Origin of the sequence: Cypionkella psychrotolerans, from assembly GCF_001294535.1 — a bacterium.
Lineage (GTDB): Bacteria > Pseudomonadota > Alphaproteobacteria > Rhodobacterales > Rhodobacteraceae > Cypionkella > Cypionkella psychrotolerans.
Window position 1 is genome coordinate 46,742 of record NZ_LGIC01000090.1, and the last position, 17,781, is coordinate 64,522.

16 protein-coding genes and 3 pseudogenes are annotated in these 17,781 nt (G+C 57.3%); 5 read left to right on the top strand and 14 right to left on the bottom strand.

What is annotated here, in order from left to right:
- Positions 1–27 precede the first annotated feature (27 nt).
- The 4 genes from AKV04_RS27395 (at position 28) to AKV04_RS23655 (ending at position 3,244) form a co-directional block, all read left to right on the top strand.
- Positions 28–855: an ABC transporter ATP-binding protein gene (locus AKV04_RS27395; protein WP_054009029.1), complete on the top strand. Its 828-nt coding sequence runs from the start codon at positions 28–30 to the stop codon at positions 853–855.
- An 88-nt stretch (positions 856–943) separates the two neighbouring features.
- Positions 944–1,738 carry a transporter substrate-binding domain-containing protein gene (locus AKV04_RS23645; protein ID WP_054008873.1) on the top strand — a complete coding sequence of 265 codons (795 nt, stop codon included), beginning with the start codon at positions 944–946 and terminating at the stop codon, positions 1,736–1,738.
- A gap of 75 nt (positions 1,739–1,813) precedes the next feature.
- Complete coding sequence (locus AKV04_RS23650) at positions 1,814–2,521, top strand: ABC transporter permease (protein WP_054008874.1); 708 nt, start codon at positions 1,814–1,816, stop codon at positions 2,519–2,521.
- Between the two features lie 3 nt (positions 2,522–2,524).
- Positions 2,525–3,244 carry an ABC transporter permease gene (locus AKV04_RS23655; protein WP_054008875.1) on the top strand — a complete coding sequence of 240 codons (720 nt, stop codon included), beginning with the start codon at positions 2,525–2,527 and terminating at the stop codon, positions 3,242–3,244.
- Positions 3,245–3,420: 176 nt separating this feature from the next.
- Here the strand turns inward: AKV04_RS23655 and AKV04_RS23660 are convergent, their stop codons facing one another.
- The 3 genes and pseudogenes from AKV04_RS23660 to AKV04_RS27950 all read right to left on the bottom strand — a co-directional run.
- A complete protein-coding gene (locus AKV04_RS23660; protein ID WP_328287167.1) occupies positions 3,421–4,020 on the bottom strand; it encodes an ANTAR domain-containing response regulator in 600 nt (199 codons plus the stop codon).
- Between the two features lie 58 nt (positions 4,021–4,078).
- Positions 4,079–4,378 carry a transporter substrate-binding protein gene (locus AKV04_RS27645; protein WP_162232936.1) on the bottom strand — a complete coding sequence of 100 codons (300 nt, stop codon included), beginning with the start codon at positions 4,376–4,378 and terminating at the stop codon, positions 4,079–4,081.
- 17 nt (positions 4,379–4,395) lie between these two features.
- Positions 4,396–4,620 (bottom strand): annotated as a pseudogene (locus tag AKV04_RS27950) (transporter substrate-binding protein); the annotation flags it as partial.
- A 323-nt stretch (positions 4,621–4,943) separates the two neighbouring features.
- Between AKV04_RS27950 and AKV04_RS25855 the strand changes: the two are divergent.
- A pseudogene (locus tag AKV04_RS25855) lies at positions 4,944–5,496 on the top strand (transposase); the annotation flags it as partial.
- 42 nt (positions 5,497–5,538) lie between these two features.
- On the opposite strand, the gene AKV04_RS26555 reads toward AKV04_RS25855, so the two are convergent.
- From AKV04_RS26555 to AKV04_RS23725, 11 genes and pseudogenes are all read right to left on the bottom strand, one after another.
- Positions 5,539–5,760 carry a hypothetical protein gene (locus AKV04_RS26555; RefSeq protein WP_054008878.1) on the bottom strand — a complete coding sequence of 74 codons (222 nt, stop codon included), beginning with the start codon at positions 5,758–5,760 and terminating at the stop codon, positions 5,539–5,541.
- 73 nt (positions 5,761–5,833) lie between these two features.
- Positions 5,834–6,043: a hypothetical protein gene (locus tag AKV04_RS26560; protein WP_054008879.1), complete on the bottom strand. Its 210-nt coding sequence runs from the start codon at positions 6,041–6,043 to the stop codon at positions 5,834–5,836.
- Between the two features lie 360 nt (positions 6,044–6,403).
- Positions 6,404–6,552: pseudogene (locus AKV04_RS26405) on the bottom strand (integrase core domain-containing protein); the annotation flags it as partial.
- 45 nt (positions 6,553–6,597) lie between these two features.
- Positions 6,598–7,617: an NTP transferase domain-containing protein gene (locus AKV04_RS23690; protein WP_082351822.1), complete on the bottom strand. Its 1,020-nt coding sequence runs from the start codon at positions 7,615–7,617 to the stop codon at positions 6,598–6,600.
- Between the two features lie 182 nt (positions 7,618–7,799).
- Entirely contained in the window at positions 7,800–9,116 is a 1,317-nt protein-coding gene (locus AKV04_RS23695; RefSeq protein WP_054008881.1) for a polysaccharide biosynthesis/export family protein, read from the bottom strand.
- Complete coding sequence (locus AKV04_RS23700) at positions 9,106–10,140, bottom strand: SDR family NAD(P)-dependent oxidoreductase (RefSeq protein WP_054008882.1); 1,035 nt, start codon at positions 10,138–10,140, stop codon at positions 9,106–9,108. Before AKV04_RS23700 ends, AKV04_RS23695 begins: the two co-directional genes overlap by 11 nt.
- An 11-nt stretch (positions 10,141–10,151) precedes the next feature.
- On the bottom strand, positions 10,152–10,853 hold the full coding sequence (locus tag AKV04_RS23705) for a sugar transferase (protein ID WP_082351823.1): 702 nt from the start codon (positions 10,851–10,853) through the stop codon (positions 10,152–10,154).
- Positions 10,854–10,859: 6 nt separating this feature from the next.
- On the bottom strand, positions 10,860–12,002 hold the full coding sequence (locus AKV04_RS23710; RefSeq protein WP_054008883.1) for a DegT/DnrJ/EryC1/StrS family aminotransferase: 1,143 nt from the start codon (positions 12,000–12,002) through the stop codon (positions 10,860–10,862).
- 87 nt (positions 12,003–12,089) lie between these two features.
- Complete coding sequence (locus AKV04_RS23715) at positions 12,090–12,812, bottom strand: nucleotidyltransferase family protein (RefSeq protein WP_054008884.1); 723 nt, start codon at positions 12,810–12,812, stop codon at positions 12,090–12,092.
- Between the two features lie 509 nt (positions 12,813–13,321).
- Positions 13,322–15,202: a calcium-binding protein gene (locus AKV04_RS23720; protein ID WP_082351824.1), complete on the bottom strand. Its 1,881-nt coding sequence runs from the start codon at positions 15,200–15,202 to the stop codon at positions 13,322–13,324.
- 492 nt (positions 15,203–15,694) lie between these two features.
- Positions 15,695–17,668 carry a Calx-beta domain-containing protein gene (locus AKV04_RS23725; RefSeq protein ID WP_054008886.1) on the bottom strand — a complete coding sequence of 658 codons (1,974 nt, stop codon included), beginning with the start codon at positions 17,666–17,668 and terminating at the stop codon, positions 15,695–15,697.
- Positions 17,669–17,781 lie beyond the last annotated feature (113 nt).

Genomic DNA, 17,781 nt, shown 5'->3' on the forward strand with positions numbered 1-17,781 from the left:
TTTGACAGGGCCTTGGCCGTGCTGAAAATGGTCGAAGCAAAACCGGGTGCTGCCGCCGTGCGGGCGATCCCAGTGGCGGTTGTCCCCAAGGGCACCCCGGCGGTCGAAGTGGTTGATCTGCATAAATCCTTTGGTGCGTTGGAGGTCTTAAAGGGCGTAAACTTGACCGCCTATCCGGGCGAGGTGGTGTCCATGATCGGCTCCTCCGGGTCGGGCAAAAGCACCATGCTGCGCTGCATCAACCTGCTGGAGCAACCAAACTCTGGTCGGGTGGTGATTGACGGTGAGTTGGTGCGGATGAAGGCCCATGCCAAAGGCGGCAAGACAGCCGCCGATCCGCGCCAGATCGAACATATCCGCGCCCGTGTTGGGATGGTGTTTCAGAATTTCAACCTTTGGCCGCATATGACGGTGTTGGAAAACATCGTCGAGGCACCGATCCATGTCCTGAAAGAGGCGCGCGCTGACGCCGTGGAGCATGCGCATGGCCTGCTGAAAAAGGTTGGGCTTTCCGAAAAGCACGCGCATTATCCCGGCCAACTTTCCGGCGGCCAGCAACAACGCGCCGCCATCGCGCGCACGCTGGCGATGCGCCCGAAAGTTATGCTGTTTGACGAACCGACCTCGGCACTGGACCCCGAACTGGTCGGCGAGGTGCTGCGCGTGATCCGCCAGCTCGCCGAAGAAGGCAACACAATGATCCTTGTAACGCATGAAATGCAGTTCGCCCGTGAGGTCAGCCACAAGGTGCTGTTCCTGCATCAAGGCCGCGTCGAGGAAGAAGGCCCCCCGGCCGATCTGTTCGGCCAACCGCGTTCCGAGCGTTTGCGCCAGTTTCTGGCCCGGACGTTCTGAGACTGACACTGTGATCGAGTTAGCCAGAACAGGGTGAAATCGGTGCGGTGAAGACCAAAAAGAAACCAAATTCAACAAGGAGACGGACATGAAATTGAAAGTTCTTTCGCTCATCGCTTTGCTCGCAGGGGCAGCGACGGGCGCACAGGCCGAAGGCCAGCTGAAGATCGGCACCGAAGGCGCCTATCCGCCGTGGAGCATGGCCGACGCCAACGGCGCGGTCACCGGCTTTGACGCTGACGTGGGCAACATGCTGTGCACCAAGCTGGCCATGGAATGTGTGTTTGTGGTTCAGGCCTTTGACGGCCTGATCCCGGCGCTGCAGGCCAAACAGTTCGACATCATCATCTCGGGCATGTCGATCACCGCCGACCGCAAGAAGGAAATCAACTTCTCGACCGGTTATGCTGAACTGGCCAACAAGGTTGTCGTTGCCAAAGATTCCGACCTTGCGGGCATCACAGAGATCCCGGCGCTGTTGGCAGCACTTGACGGTCACTCGGTTGGCGTGCAAGCGGGCACCACGCACGCCCATTTCATGGAAAAGTTGGCCCCGACCGCGACGCTGAAATCCTACGGCACCTTGGATGAAATGCAGATCGACCTTGCCAATGGTCGCGTCGATGCAGGCTTTGCGGATGCCTCTGCGCTGCAAAGCTTCCTTGACAAGCCCGAGGGTGCGGACTTCCAGTTCGTCCCGGTCAACATCACCAGCACCTATGACCCGACCTTGGGAGAGGGCATCGGTGTCGGCATCCGTCAGGATGACACCGAACTGAAAGCCAAGATCGACACCGCCCTTTGCGAGTTGATCGCGGATGGTTCGATCAAGGCCTCCAGTGAGAAATGGTTCAAAATGGATATCTCGCGCCCCTGCCAATAACGCCCGACTGGGAATTCAAGAATAGTCCGCGCCCGGCCTCGGTTGGGCGCGTGCTTCAGATAACAGGATGAAGCGATGGAATTTGGCTTATTGCAGGTATGGGAGGGCGGCTGGATCGGTGCGATCCTGCGCGGCGCCGCTGTCACCATCGCCGTCGGGGTGGCCAGCATGATCTTCGGGCTGATCATCGGCACGATCTGCGGCCTGATCAAATGGCGCGCGGTTTTCGGACTGTCGCAACTGGTTGATCTCTACACCTCGGTCATCCGCGGCGTGCCAGAGCTGTTGATCATCTACCTGCTGTTTTTCGGCTCGGTTGAATTTGTCACCAAGATCGCGACGGCCTTCGGCTTCGCGGAACTTGCCGATGCAGGCTATGCGTTCTTTATCACCGTGGCCGCGATCAGCGCCATTTCCGGGGCCTATTCGACCGAGGTTATCCGCGGGGCACTGGCGGCAATTCCAAAGGGCCATATCGAGGCCGCCGTCGCACTGGGCTTGCCCAGCCGTCGCATCTTCGCGCGCATCATCGCCCCACAGATGCTGCGCATCGCCTTTCCGGGGATCAACAACGTCTGGCAAACCACGATCAAGGACACGGCGCTGGTTTCCGTAGTCGGCCTGCAGGAATTGATGCGCACCGCCTTCATCGGCGCGGGATCAACGCGCAATCCGCTTATCTTTTACGCCATTGCGGCCATAGTTTACTTGATGATCACGCTGATCAGCCAGGTCGGTTTCAACAAAGTAGAAGCCGTCTTGTCACCTCGGAAAGCGAGCTGAGCCATGGAACTTATTCAGCTGGCCGTTCCGGTGCTGCTCAAGGGTCTTTGGATGACCCTGACGTTGACAGCCATTTCCGTCGCCATCGGATTTAATCTTGGCCTCGGTCTTGCGCTTATGCGCGGATCAGAAAATCCTTGGGTGTCAGGGTTTGCGCGTGGCTACAGTACCGCGTTTCGGGGCACGCCGCTTTTGGTGCAGATCTTCCTGATCTACTACGGGCTTGGGCAGATCAAATTCATCCACGACACGCCCGTCCTGTGGTGGATTGTCAGCGAGGGTTCGCGTTGCGCGGTACTGGCGCTTGCGCTGAACACCGCAGCCTATACGTCGGAAATCCTGCGCGGTGGGCTTGTGGCGGTGCCCGTCGGTCTGGTCGAAGCGGCCAAGGCCTGCGGCATGTCACGCATGGTGCGGTTTCGCCGTATCGAGTTTCCGCTGGCGATCCGTCAGGCCTTGCCCGCCTATGGCAATGAGCTGGTGTTGATGGTCAAGGGCACCAGCCTTGCCTCGACCATCACGGTTCTGGAAATCACCGGCTACGCCAAGCGCCTGATGAGTCAGACGTTTGCGATTTTCGAGGTTTTTGCCATCGCGGGGGTGCTCTACTTGATCCTGAATCTTGCTTTGATCGGCGCGATCCGATTGGTCGAGCGCCGATTGATGCGCCACACTCAGCCCGCAGCGCAAAGCCTCGCTGCAGATGCGGTGCAGGCAGTCTGACATGAAACTGCTAGAATAACCTAGCGGGCTTGGCTTGATGATGCCCGTTGGCCGAGAAATTCGGGGGAAAGGGAAAGACAGTTGAGTTGAGGCGCGGTCGAACCAAGCCGTTGCATGACCCCTGTGAAGTGCCGGGCAACAGACACTTATGACCGCGAAATATAGGGCCTTAGCTGTCAAATGTCGCTGGGTGCAATGATTGCATCGGCAATCTCAGTCACTGACGTCTTCGATTTCAGGGGTTTCTCCTGGATTCGCGCATAGGATTCCTGTTCCGAGATATTTCGTTCGCAAGACAGAATGGCAACGGCCTGCTCGATCCGCGGTCGGGCGCGCAAGGTCTCGTCGAGAGATTTGATCCGTTGTTTCAGTCGGCTTTCATGCCCGGCCATGCCCAAGGCAGTCGTGATCGCGGCAAGGACTCCAAAAATCCGCAGCGGCTTGGACAGAACACCGTGGACGTGTTGGCGTTCGATTTCCTCTAAAATATCTGGGGTTTCATAGGCGATGATCGCAACCCTTGCCGCATCGCCGCCTTCGGTCATCCATGTCGCCGGTTCGGCCTGCCCGGAACCGCTGAGGAGAATGATCGCGACATCATAGGGGTCGGAAAGCTGGGCCGGCGACGGCCACTGGCTTTCGGTCTGGCAGCCAATGCATCGAAGCTGGTCGACCAGCATTTTGCGGTCCTCGTCATCAGGATGGATGACAAGAATGCGGACCCGGTGCAGGCGACGCAGCAGAGAGTTTTGCGCGTTGGGAGGGCGGTCACTCATAAGGTCATCATTGCACTGACCAAACGATCATAGGTATTCAAATAGGGGTCGGCGCGAATCACGGTCGGTGACTGCCAGATAATGTCACATTGCCCGGCCCATTGGCTTTGCCGATCAGCGGTCGAATTGAGAAATGATTGGTCTCGGTGTCAATATACACATCTCCGCCCGGCGCTTTGAACGCGGCACCGGACAGAGCTCCGAGGATGGTGCCGGTATCTTCCGATGCAGCCAGTTCAAGGGCGTTGGGATAGAAATGCAGCAGAGAATAGGCGACTTCGCTGTAAACCCCCGGCCCGCCGGAGCCATGCATGCGGCGAAACTTGACAACAAAAGCCACGTTGGCAGGGGTGCGCAAGCGTTCCGAAATAGGGGGGCAACAGCCAAATGGCCAAGCCGCGCCTCGGGTCGCATTTGGGCAAGTTCAGATTCGGTTGCGGTCAATGAAGCGATAGGGGCGCGGATAGCGGACCCGGTCACCTCGGCATAGGCATCATTGAAAGCGACACTATTGCGGCCCACTATCGTTGAAAGAACGGCATCTGCCCCTTGTGACGTCACCAGCTTTGCGGCTTGCATGGGTGCACACGCGCCGTCCATCGAAGGACTGCCAGACACCCATCATCCAGGGTACCCGGACGGGAAGCATTGGCAAAACCAAGGCGTCCCAATCGCCAAGTCCAGCGGCCAAATGCGCGCCGCGGTCTGCCCTGATCTGCCGGGCTTGCAAAAGATCCTGCGCCTCAAGCTGGCTGTCTGCCTCCAGATGGGGGCGGGTGACTGGCGAGAAACTGGCACCGGTCAGGGCAGGCAACGGTCGATGATAGGCCGTCGCCTGCACAGTGCAGAATGGCGTTTGACCTGCCCCCCGGAAACGCCCTCATTTTAATGTAGAGTCTGCCCAATCCTGAAGGAGCAGACGAATGCGAAAGAGCCGTTTCACCGAGACCAGATTATTGCGATGATCAAAGAGCAGGAAGTCGGGCTGACTGTGGCAGAGGTCTGCCGCAAGCGCGGCATCAGCCCCGCGAGTTTTTACAAGCTGAAGGCCAAATATGGCGGGATGGACGTGTCTGATGGCCGACGCCTTAAGCAGCTTGAGGACGAGAACGCAAAGCTCAAGCGGCTTGTGGCGGACACGATGCTGGACGTTGTCGTGCTGAAAGACCTGCTGGGAAAGCGCTGACGACACCTGCCCAGCGGCGCGAAGCGGCGATCAAGGCGCTGCGGGACCACAAAATCTCGCAGCGTCGGGTCTGCGACCTGGTTGGTGTCGACCCCAAGGCCGTGCGGCGCGCCCGCCCGCCTGATCATGCGGATATCCGTTTGGAAATGAACAAGATCGCCGAGAAGCGGCGTCGGTTTGGCTATCCGTTGGCCGGTAGGCGATTGCCTGCAATCGCCGTAAGGCGGCGCATTGGTGTCATGCTGGAACGTGTGGGCATGGTGATGAACGAAAAGAAGCTTTACCGGATTTGCATCGTGCAGTTCTGCGCCGCGGTGTCGATCTGGCTTCCGTTACCAGCCCGGGCCATCCTGATCTTCCTCGGTGCCGGGGTACCGCGCCTGCGCAGGGCATTCATCAGTTGTATCCGCTTTGGCGCTCCCGGTGGGATCAGGAGTAATCACTGCGGGTTTGACCGCGAGGCAAAATGCAGCGACCATCGGATCTTGCACATCCAGTTCGGCAACATCGTCATTGCTGTCAAAAACGACCAGACTCCGGTCACCGATGAACACCGCGATGGCCGCTTCAGGCAGTCCTCGAGCCTTGCTTCCTTGATGAAACCGCGCGCAATCGCGGCGATGCGGATCAGGCGCTGTCCGAGCGGCGCAGGACGCGGCCCCCCAGCTGCTGGGCCATCTGTACCGTTATCCCGCTCTGGTGGCGGATTTCGCTTAGCATCATCGCCGCCGTGCGATCCTCTACTTCTTCTAGGCTGGAGATCTGGTCGATCAAGATCTGCAGCAGTCCCTGCGGGGTTTCCCCGACCGGCCCCTGCTGGCTCTCCGCTTCCACCACAGCCAAGAGCTTCTTGAGACCATGAGCAATCTCGTTCGTGTTTCGTGACAGGGACCGTTGACCTTTTGTTCGGCGGTGAACCCGCCCGGCTGAAGCCGCAGCAGACGCGCGAAGCGCTCAAAGGTTTCGGGCCAGCAGGAAAATGCGCGATTGATCGCTTGGATCAAAGGCCGCAATTCCGGCAACCTACCCTTTCGCATGGTTGACCGGATCTGTGTCGCAACGCCGTGCCGCGCGTCAAACAGGCGTGGTTCATTCATGTTGAATGCGACGCCCGCCGCTGTTGCTAGGCATCCGTCTCTGCCTTCGACCGTTGAAGGTTGATCGACCGCCCGGCAATACTGCCTACGCATTGGATCAGATCACCAAGGCATGCTTCGACCCGGCCAGGCTGTCGAATATCTCTTCGTTGAGGCCCTCGCCCCGCAAGCTGCCGTTGAAGCTCTCGACGTAGCCTTTTTGCTTGGGCTTGCGGGATCAATGTAACGCAACTCGACTTTGTTGTCGTTCGGCGGCATCACACCCGCGCAGAAACTAAAAATGGCCGCATCAATTCACGACAACGCCCCGTTAAAAATGGGGGGATTACCGTCCGGCATGCTCCATCCGTTTGCGCCTTGCCGGTTCAGCGGCTCGACGAAACTGCCGCGCCGGATCACGCAATCTGCGAGATATGCAAAGGCGGAAATCTCGACATCGTTTTCGACAGTAACGCCGGGGGCGAATACGACATTCGGCCCGATTGTTATGTCGCGTCCGAGTTGGGTGTCGAAGGAAAAGAACACGGTTTCCGGCGCGATCATCGTCACGCCATTCTCCATCGCCTTCGCTCTGGCGCGACGCTGAAACGCAGCCTCGGCTGCTGCAAGTTCGATGCGCGAATTCACGCCAAGCGCTTCATCCACCTCGCAGAGAACTATGCTACAGTCTTTGCCTTCCGAGCGTGCGTGGCCGGCAACATCGGTCAGAAAATACTCTTTTCGAAAGTTGTTATCTGAAAGTGCCGGAAGCCAACGCCTTGCATCTGCAGTGTCAAACGCCATCACGCCGGAATTGCACAAAGTAACGGCTGCCTCAGCCGCGCTGGCGTCGCCTGACTCGACAATACGTTCGAGGCCGCCATCTTCATTGCGTATCAAGCGGCCATAGCGGAACGGATGCGGCGTCTCAAAACCAAGCACAGCTACCCGCCCCGGAGCCGCGACAAGTTTTCTCAACGTCTCCGGGCGGGTCAGCGGCGTGTCGGCGTAAAGCACCATGATCCGCCCCTCGAACCCAACCAAAGCCGAAAGAGCACACAATGCGGCATTGCCCGTACCGCAAGCGCGCGGCTGAACCGCGATGCTCACTTCGGGATTAAGCCTGCGCGCAGCGGCGGCAACGTCTGTGCCATCGGCGCTAACCACAACCACACATCGCTGCGGTGCAAGTGCCTCGGCGGTGCGCAGGGCGTGACGCAGAAGCGAGGCGCCAGCGAGCTTGTGCAGCGGTTTTGGGCGGTTTGAATTCATACGCCCGCCCGTGCCTCCAGCAAGTATCACGATGGCAAGCGGAGGTAGGGGTTGTTCGAGCATCTTATCCTCCCACGAATTGGCGAAAGCGGCGCGGTGGCGGTCTTGGAAATGTGGCGGTCTTGGAAATCTCTCAAATGGCTTAGATTGCGTGCGGGCTGGCAGGCTGGTCAATGATGCCGATGGCAGAGGGGCGAGCAATCCGACGGCAGAAACCCGTAAAGACCGCCCGGTATCATCTCTCGTTATTGAAGGGCCAATGTGGCGGGTGGCTGAAGATCAGTGTCAGGTGCCATCCATGCAGTAAGCGGCGGCGCATCTGCTGTCCGTTTGACCTCAATCACGTCACCGGGTTCGATCTTGCTGTCAAAGCTCACAGGTTCAGGCGCTTCGGCATCGCTGTGAAAAACCGTGATCTGCGGAATCTCTGCCCCTTCGGCGAGGCTCACTGGTGCGACCCCCATTTCGCGCAGCCTTTCATCGGCAGCAATGAGCCGGGCGCGCTGCTGTGCCGCATCAAGTCTGGCTTTTTGCAATTCATCGAGCAGATCAAGGCGTCGCTGCTCTGCTGCCCGCTCGCTCTCGCGCGAGATGTCGTTGCGCTGCCGTTCGAGCTGCATGAGGCTGACTTGGGTTTGCAGACGGCGTGTGGACGAAAACAGCGCAGCACTGCGAAAGTCTTGCAGCCGCGCCGTTGTCAGAATGCCCTTTTTGATCGAGTTTGTCGCTTCGGTCAGAGCATCAGCGTCGGTCTGCTCGACTGCTTTTTCGACCTCGAACTCTTTGCGCATCACATCAGCCTGACTTTCGATCTGTTTCAGCTGGGCGCTGAGAAACCCGCTTTCATTCTGAAGGTTTTTGGTCCGCGTTTCGTAAATATCTGACTCAACGCGTAAAAAAATGTCAATCGCATCATCCCGCTCCGGTGCCGCGGGCCAAGCAGAGCGATCAAATTCCACATCTTCGCCAAGTTCTTTTTTCAAACGCCAGACACGCGCGCTGGCCGCAACGGCGGCATTCCAAGCCACCGTATAGTCAGAGCGCAGCGCCGACGGGTTGTATCCGGGTGTAATGGGAACCACCGAGATCACCCCGCCGGATGCGGCGATCACTTGCCGAACGGTCATTCCCGGTCGGAACGGACGCTCCCCCGGCTGGGTGACATCGCCACTGACAAAGACTGGCCGATACTCGACCACCGAAGCGGACACGTCATCATACTCCACCACCCGCGTCACTTGACTGCCATCGGGTAGAAATATCATGCGCAGGCGACTGGAGAGTGTGGCTCCGATCCGGTCGCGGATTTCTGAGATCGGTCGTCCTGCAGCCTTGATAACGCCGACCCCTGGGAAGCTCAGGCTGCCGTCGATCTGGATCGCTGCACGCGTGCCCATTTCAGGTATGCCAGTCACAGAAAACTCGATCACGTCGCCCGCCTGAAGGCGGTATTCTTGCGCGATTGCGGCGACACTGCAGGCTGCGATCGAGATCGCAACTACGGCGCACAGATGAGATACCCGCCGCAGGGCCGGACAGCGGCAGGCAGTATCATGTCGCATAATTGACCTCTTGGCGTACACGACCTTCTTGGAACTGGCTTCTCCACCACGCCACTGTGCGCTTCATCCCCTCGCTGAACTCGACTTGAGGTTTCCAGCCAGTTGCCCGGTTGAAGCGGGTGTAATCGGCGAGCAGTTCTTTTACTTCGGATTTGGACGGACGCAGCCGGCTGACCTCTTGCACAACCGGCTTGGTGCAGGAGGTCAGTTTCAGCACCAGATCGACGACATCCTTCACAGTTACCGCCGCCCCGGATCCCGCGTTATACGGTGTTCCGAACGAGATCGAGGCGGCGCTGCCCGCCGCGAGGAATGCCGCTGCAGTGTCCTGCACATAGGTAAAGTCGCGGATCGGCGTTAGATCCCCGACGCGGATCGAAGTTACCTCCGGATCTAGCGCCTGACGTAGGATCGTCGGGATCACTGCGCGCTCACTTTGGCGCGGGCCGAAGGTGTTGAACGGCCTTAGGATGACGACCGGAAGATCATGCGAGCGCGCAAATGCCTCGGCAAGCATATCGGCACCGATCTTGGTGGCAGAATAGGGCGACTGCCCTTGAAGCGGATGCGTCTCGGCGATGGGCACGGTGATTGCGGTGCCATAGACCTCACTGGTAGAGGTGTGTACGACACGGCGCACATCATACTCGCGGGCCGCCTCCAGCACGTTCAGAGTGCCCAAGATATTGGTATCCACATAGGACTGCGCTGCGACATATGAATGGGGGATCGCAATCAATGCGGCAAGATGGAATACCGTATCTTGCCGCGAGATCAGCCGCCGCACCAGCGCTGCGTCGCGCACATCGCCGCGGATGACATTCATCTGCTCGCGCGTAGCCTGCGGCAATCGGTCGATCCATCCCAGCGAGTCAAAAGAGTTATAGAGACAGAGCGCAGTCACATTCGCTTCTGCCTCAACCAACCGCTCGACCAGATGCGATCCAATGAAGCCATCTGCTCCGGTTACGAGCACATTGCGCCCCGAATAGTTGCATGCGTTGAGGTGCAGAAAGCTGGTCATCCTGGATCCTTTCATTCCCCGGCTATGATGATATCCATTTTCCGAGCGCCGTCGGATGGTTCGGATGCAGCGGGCATCAGCTCCAACTCTGGCACCTTGCCAAGCACTGCAAGGATGCCGCGTCCGATCCACAAGATATCGCTCCAGACCGTGCGCCGAGAGTAATAGGCCAGATCAAGCGCTGCCTTCGCCGGGAACAGGGTCTCGCGGTAAAACTGCACAGGGTCTTTACCGGCAGGATAAAGGCAGCATTCATTGCGAAATGCGACTTGGCTGGGGCCGAAGATACCGGGGCGATATTGCAACAACGGCAGCTCACGTGCGGTGAAAGCCTCGGCAAAAGCCATGCTTTCCGGCCTTGGCCCAACGATGGCCATATCTCCGCGGATGATATTGTACAGCTGCGGCAACTCATCCAGCTTCGTGCTTGCCAGAAAACCGCCTAACCGGGTCATGCGGTTGTCATGCTTCATGGTCAGCGGACTGCCTCCCGCCGAGGTGGGGTGAAACTTGCGGAATTTATACATCTGAAACCTGCGCCCGCCCCGTGCGATGCGGGTTTGCGCGAAGAAGATCGGAAAACCTGTGTCGATCACGATTGCAATCATGATCAGCAACAGCAGCGGGCTCAAGACGACCAGCCCCACAGACGCGAGGACAACATCAATCACACGCCCGACAGAAAGACTTTGGAATGTTGGAAATCGTGACATTTTGGATCATCCGTAATTGGGTGCAAATGCATTTTCGAGGGCGTTTTCAAGGGTATTCACGACGAGTTCGACATCTGAATCGTCCATTTTCGGGTGAAGCGGCAACGTCAGTTCGCGCCGATGAAATTCCTCGGTCAACGGTAGGTGCAGCCCCGGCGCGCGCTGGCGGTAATACGACAGCGTATGAACCGGTGGATAATGGATAGTCGTTTGAACGCCAGCCAGGTGCATTTCGGCGGCGGTCCGATCGCGATTAGCACCCACAGGCAACAAAATGGGCATGATGTGATGCGCTGAAAGACCGCTTTGAGGACGCGGCACGACGAACCCCTCGTAGCGGTTCTCCAACCGGGCCAGCAGCGCGCGATACTGCGCGACAAGCGCTGCGCGCCGGGTATTCATCGCTTCTAGGCGGGAGAGTTGCACTAGGCCGATCGCTCCGCGGATCTCATCCATGCGATAGTTGTATCCCAGCATGTCGACATCATAATGCGGCGTCCGCGCGACGAGGCGCTGCATCACGCTGCGCGTCATGCCATGTCCACGCATCTGGCGCACGCGCTCAAGCATTTCAGGATTGTGCATCAGTACCATGCCGCCTTCTGCCGTTGTCATGTTCTTGTTGCCGTAAAAGCTGAAAGCACTTCCGTCGCCATAAGAGCCGACGCCCGCAACGCCGACGGCATGTGCCGCATCCTCGATCAACAACAAACCATGCCGGGAGGCCAAGTCGCGCCACATCCGCCTTTCGGCCATATGCCCCGCATAATGCATGAGCATGATCGCTCGGGTGCGGGATGTGATCTTGGCCTCTGCCTGCGCAATCGACATCAGCGGATGCTGAAGCGCTTCGATATCGACGAGGACCGGCTCGGCCCCGACATATAGGATAGCATTGACGGTTGCCACAAAGGTCAGCGACGGGGCCAGAACCTCGTCGCCGGGGCCAATTCCGAGTGCTTTTAATACCAAATGTAGGCCAGCGGTACAGGAATCCACGGCAACGGCATCCGCCACGCCATGAAGCTCGGCGAACGCGCGTTCAAAAGTCCGCACGCGTTCGCCTAGTGTGATCCAGCCGGATTCGAGCACTGCCATCACTGCGGCACGCTCTTCCGGGCCAAGAACCGGCTCAGCAACAAGCAACATGAAATACCTCTCGATAACTGTTAGAACTTCAAAGTTTGCCGATATTTTCAGAAGCTAGCCTTGATCATGCCCACACAGGCAGCCTGATTACGCCACGAATTCCATCCGTTCATGCGCTGGAGCTTCTTCATCCCAACTCAGTGTCTGGGCGAGTTGAAAATCCTCGACCCGCCCGATATCGAGCCACAGCCCCGTATGCGCGTAAGTTTGCAGGCGTTCGCCACGGTTGAGCAGGCAAAAGGCGAGATCGTCAAAACCAAATGGGATGCAATTGGGAATGAACTTAAAGACTTCGGGCTCCATGCAATAAATTCCCATGCTCATTTGGTTGGTGAACGAGGGCTTTTCCTTAAAGCTGGTAACGCGGCCATCAGATGATTCGATCACGCCGAAATTCATCAGCGTCTCGCGTATCGCGGTTGCAACAGTCACAATGGCACCGCTGCGCTTGTGACAAGCCGCGAAGGCACCGATGTTTAGATCCGTTAAAATATCTCCGTTGATCACCATGAAGGTCGAGTCCAGTTCTGCCTTCAACATCGAGATCGGCCCGATCGTCCCAAGCGGTTCTTTCTCGTCAGTATAGGTGATCTTCATATCCCACTGGTGGCCATCGCCACAGAAGCTTTTGATCAGATGGCCGAGATAACCCGTGGTGATGTAAATTTCGCAAACGTCATTGCGGCGCAGCCATTTTATCAACATTTCCAAGACGGGTTTGGACTGAATCGGCATCAATGGTTTGGGCAGAACCATCGTATATGGACGTAGCCGAGTTCCCTTGCCGCCGCACTGGATAACAGCCTTCATCTTTTGCCTCCCCCCAGAGAAATTTAAATAAAATTCGTGTCATTCGTGTCATTAGAATCGATTGCCTGTCGTGGTAGCTGCATAGTTGTGTAACTAATCCGTGACATATCGTACCCAGAATGAGGCCCCGAGCGAGGTCAATAAGGGATGAGCGCAAAAGGGTTAACCGCGATGCCCCTTTGGTGCCAAGGCCCCGCGAAGCGAAAGCGCGTTTGCATAGACCAACGCCTAAAGGCGGGGCGCGTGCTGCTGATCTGGGTGAACGAGCAGATCACTTGCTCGCAGCGGATGGGTGGTAGCCGCAGATACACCAAGATGTTTTGAGGCTCGTCCATGCTGAACAAGCACCGCCGGCCGTTTTCCGACCAGCGGTGCCTGTGATCGCAGAGCGTAGGCGCGGCCGCTCCCCAACCTCGTGAGAGGCTCCAAACATGGGGGACGGCTTAGTCGGTTTGGCGGACCTACCAGCGATATTGGGGTCACCCGATTACTGAAATGATTTCAGTGCCTTAGACGATGAAGAAATCGAGGTTGGTCACTGCAAGGTTTGGATTGAGCGTTGCAAACTGCACACCTGTGCCAGAGCCATTGCCGTCGGCGTCGAAGAACACCTTGCCCGTGTCGGTCTCGTAGATGATACGGTCGGTGGAATCTGCCGCCAAGCCCGTCGTATTGGCGCGGAAGGCATCGGCAGCGAGCACACCTTCGATCAGTCCAGTAAAGATCGTATTGTCCAGTCGCATAGTATCGTCGACAACGTTGAAATCGGTGATCCGGTCAACATTGTCTGCATGCAGAGCGCTGTTGAATACGAACGAATCCGCGCCGGTCCCGCCCGTTAAGATGTCATTGCCAGCGCCGCCGTAGAGCCAGTCATTGCCCGCTACGCCGTTGAGGATATTGGCCAAAGCGTTGCCCGTCAGTCGATCGTTGCCGTTGCCCGAAGCGATATTTTCGATGTTGAGCAGGGTGTCGATGCCTTGGCCAGTGGCTTGCGCCCCGGTCAGCGACAGATTCACCACAAAATTGGCAATTCCACTGTAGATGGCAAAGTCACTGCCCGCTCCACCGTCGATCAGATCGTTGCCAGCGCCTCCGTACAAATTGTCATTGCCAGCGCCGCCGTAGAGCGAGTCGTTGCCAATTCCGGCGGTGAAGATATTTGCCAAAGTGTTGCCCGTAAGTCGATCATTGCCGCTGCCCGAAGTGATATTTTCGATGTTGAGAAGGGTGTCAATGCCTTGACCAGTGGCTTGCGCCCCGGTCAGCGACAGATTCACGATCACATTGGAAATTCCGCTGTAAGTGGCAAAGTCGCTGCCCGCCCCACCGTCGATCAGATCGTTGCCAGCGCCTCCGTTCAAATTGTCATTTTCAGTGCCGCCGTAGAGCGAGTCGTTACCGCCGTCACCCATAATAATGTCGTTGCCAGCGCCGCCAGCCACATTGTCATTACCGCCAAAACCATGAAGGCTGTCACTGCCGCTGCTGCCGTTCAAAGTGTCGTTGCCTGGGCCTGGGCCTGCGTCGGCATGGCGGCTGATCCATCCGTCACGGGCGTGCGCCCAATAGTCGCGCGCAGCTTGACCCTGCAGGACAGTCCAGCCACTCGGCGGCATTGGATAATCGCTTGGCAACGGAACGTCGGACAGGTTCAGAAAATAGTTGTTTTTCGACTCGATCGTGTGCGCCCACGCATACGCCATGCTACGATAGCTGTGATGATTGACGTCCTCGAGGGCAAACACGTTGTTCACAAAGCGCAGGTTGGGTGTGACCGCGCCATTGGTGGCAGAGTCGGTCTTGATGAAAGAGGAATGCGTCATTGCGCCTTCGTAGAGCGAAAGTTGCAGACGCATTAGCACGCCGTCGATTAGCACGGTCTCGTGATGACCATCGACAGGATTGGCATTGTCCGGATCAACGCTGATGCCACTGAAGGCCCCGTCAAAGAGGCTGTCGCGGATGGTGCCACTTTGCAGGCGGTCATTCTCGACCGCATCATCGCGAATGTTACTTGCCCAGACGCCTTCAATGACGAAATCGGGGCTGTTCCAAGAGACACGAACGGCATCCCAGGAGTTCGAAATGCGCCAGTCACGGATGATGGCGCCGGGCGCATCTTCGGTCCTGATGGCAGCAGAGTTACCCATGGCGTAAACTGTCGCCCAATCACTCGTTTGGTCGATGTTGCCTATGATTGTACCACCTTCGATAACCACATTGGGCGCGCTATATACTAACACTGGGTAAGCGTCGCTTTGGCCGTCACTGGAATTATTGTCCAATATCCAGGTCGCAGCGCTGGCGTCGATTACGGTTCCAGAAGCGAGTCCGGTAACCCTATATGATGAGTATCCGTAGTTCTGAGTTAGGGTAATCGTGCCCATTTGCCGGTTCCTACCTGGTTGCTTTGCTCAATTCGGACGCTCAAAGGCTGTATGTTTCTGACAAAGTCAATCAAGCTCACTGACCCAGTGGCGGCTTTTCGCTCTGTCGATTCGCCTGTATCGTGTGAAAACGGCAGCAAAATGGCGCCGCAGTGACAGGACCGTCCGTCGGTTCTGTCACGGCGTTCAATTGCTTAAAGACGGCACTGTGTTTGAATTGATCGCTGGAAAGTGTCGGTCGCTTTTCCGCCTAACTGGGAATCGCGGGCGGCGGTTTCGCGCTGCTCTCACAAAGATGTGCGAAAATACTTACTTGCTTTTCGAAAAAAATGCGAGATCAGGCCAAGAAATCAAGTTTTGCTTGGGCTCATCCAGTGAATATTTTAGGTGATTCGCATAGAAATAGCGTGCCGAGGCTTCGGCACGCGCACATTTAGTGTCTAAACCTGGTCTGAGCGGCGGCGGCTATTTGATCATCGGCCACCCACAACGTCAGACGATCAGCCAGCCCGAGTCTCCGAGATCGATCTCGATCAATCGACCATCCGCCACATGACTTAGGCCATAGTCGGCGACATAGAGATGCATTTCACCCGAGCCATCGCTGGCCGGGGCAATCTCGATATCTTTGACCGCGACACGGTAATCGTGATCCGCAGAGCGCAAATCCGTCAGTGCGGTTATGGTGTCGATCACGTTGCCATTGCGGTCGAGTTTCCAGATGAGGTCGCTGAAGCCGCCACCAACATAGAAGACGTTATTCGCGGAATCGAAGGCCAGCGCCTCGGGGTCTACGATCATCGTCGGCAGGACGAAGCTGCTGATCTGGGTAGTGCCATGATTGTCTACCTCAATGATCTTGCGGTCGATGCCGTTTACGATGAACAAATTTCCGGTGTTGGTATCAACGGCGATGTCCTCGGGATCGTTTCCGCCTAGGTTCTTCGTGGTGAACGACCATTTAATCACGGTTGGATTGTCGGCGCTCACCGCAATCACTTTATATTTGTCGTCATCCGTAATGTAGAGATTTCCTCTGGTCGCATCGTATGCGAGTCCGGTCGCCTCGGTCGTAAAAGGCATCGCGGTACTTGAGATCGCGCTGCCGTCGAGGCCGACTGAAAACAGATCTACGGGCCGAGAAAACGGCGCCTCGTCGACTTCAGAGTCGGACATGATCAGCGAATTTGAAAAGGGATTATAGGCGACGGCCGAGGGATCTATCATCCCCATGGCCACCAGATCGTGGACGGCAACAACGCTGGGGCCTTCATCGGTGATGCTGGTGTTCGCTATACCCAAGCCAATTGCCACAGCATTGCCGCCTCCAGCAAAACTTGCGGCATCAACCATGAGCGAAAAGCTTTCAACACCTTCGGCCATATTGTCGTTGAGCAGAGAAACCGGCACATAGGCCGTCGTTTGCCCGGCCTTGATCAACACACTGAACGATGACAAAGCCGTGAAATCCTGCCCGCCGATCGCCGTTCCATCCACCGTGCTGCATGTTATCATGACGTCTTGGCTCGCGGCTTGTGAAAGCGCGAGCTTGAAATAGACTGATCCGTCGTCTTCTGCCCGTGGGGAGGTCTCCATCGTAGCCACAGAAACAGACGCGGACTCGGGTGCGCCAAAGGCAATGAACTGATCTGCAGAAAGTGTCGTGCTCGTGACGATCTGGGCGAGCCTGACGGACTTGACCTTACCAGCCCCGTCGGCATCCCAAAACAATTCGGCCTTCACCGCATCGAACACGAACTGCCCATGCCCGATCGCCGTCGCTGCACTACCTGTTACGAAATAGCCCGCGTCCAGCACGCCGCCATTAAATCCAGCCCCTTCCGAGAGACCAAATTCACTGGCCACGATGCCAAGCTTGTCGCCGGCGGAATAGTCGTAAATCTTGTCATAGATGGCCCCCTCAGACTTCAGAACAAATGTGTCTGCGCCCAAGCCCCCGTAGTAGAAATCTCTACCAAATCCACCGATCAGGACGTCGTTGCCATCATAGCCATAAAGCGTGTCCACGCCATCGTCGCCGAACAGCACGTTACTGGCATCATTGCCCTTGATGTTGTTGTCGAGCGCATTGCCGGCGCCATCAATTGCAGCGGTTCCTGCAAGGATCAATTTCTCCAGAAATCCGCCAAGCTTATAGCTGATCGTGCTGCTCACCGTGTCGATGCCGCCGTCGTCCTGACCGGATGTTGTCATCTCGCTGACCACATCGCCCGCGTTATCGACGCGATAAGTATCGTCGCCTGCTCCGCCGAACATCACGTCCCGATCTATACCGCCATCCAGCACATCATTGCCAGCGCCGCCGTAAAGCGTGTCGTCGCCGCCTTTCCCATAGAGCCGATCATCGCCAATCAGCCCCCAGATCAGGTCCGATTTGGCCGTCCCGCCCAACTCCTCACTCAGATCCGTTCCTATGATCGGTTTTGTCCAGATTGGCTTGCCCACTCTCGAATCTCCTCAGTGCAAATTTTTGCAAAAAACGGCCCATCCAAGCGGTTAACACTGACGCTGACTCAGGCTTGTCGCTCATCCCAGTATAAGTGCTCCCCCGCAGAATC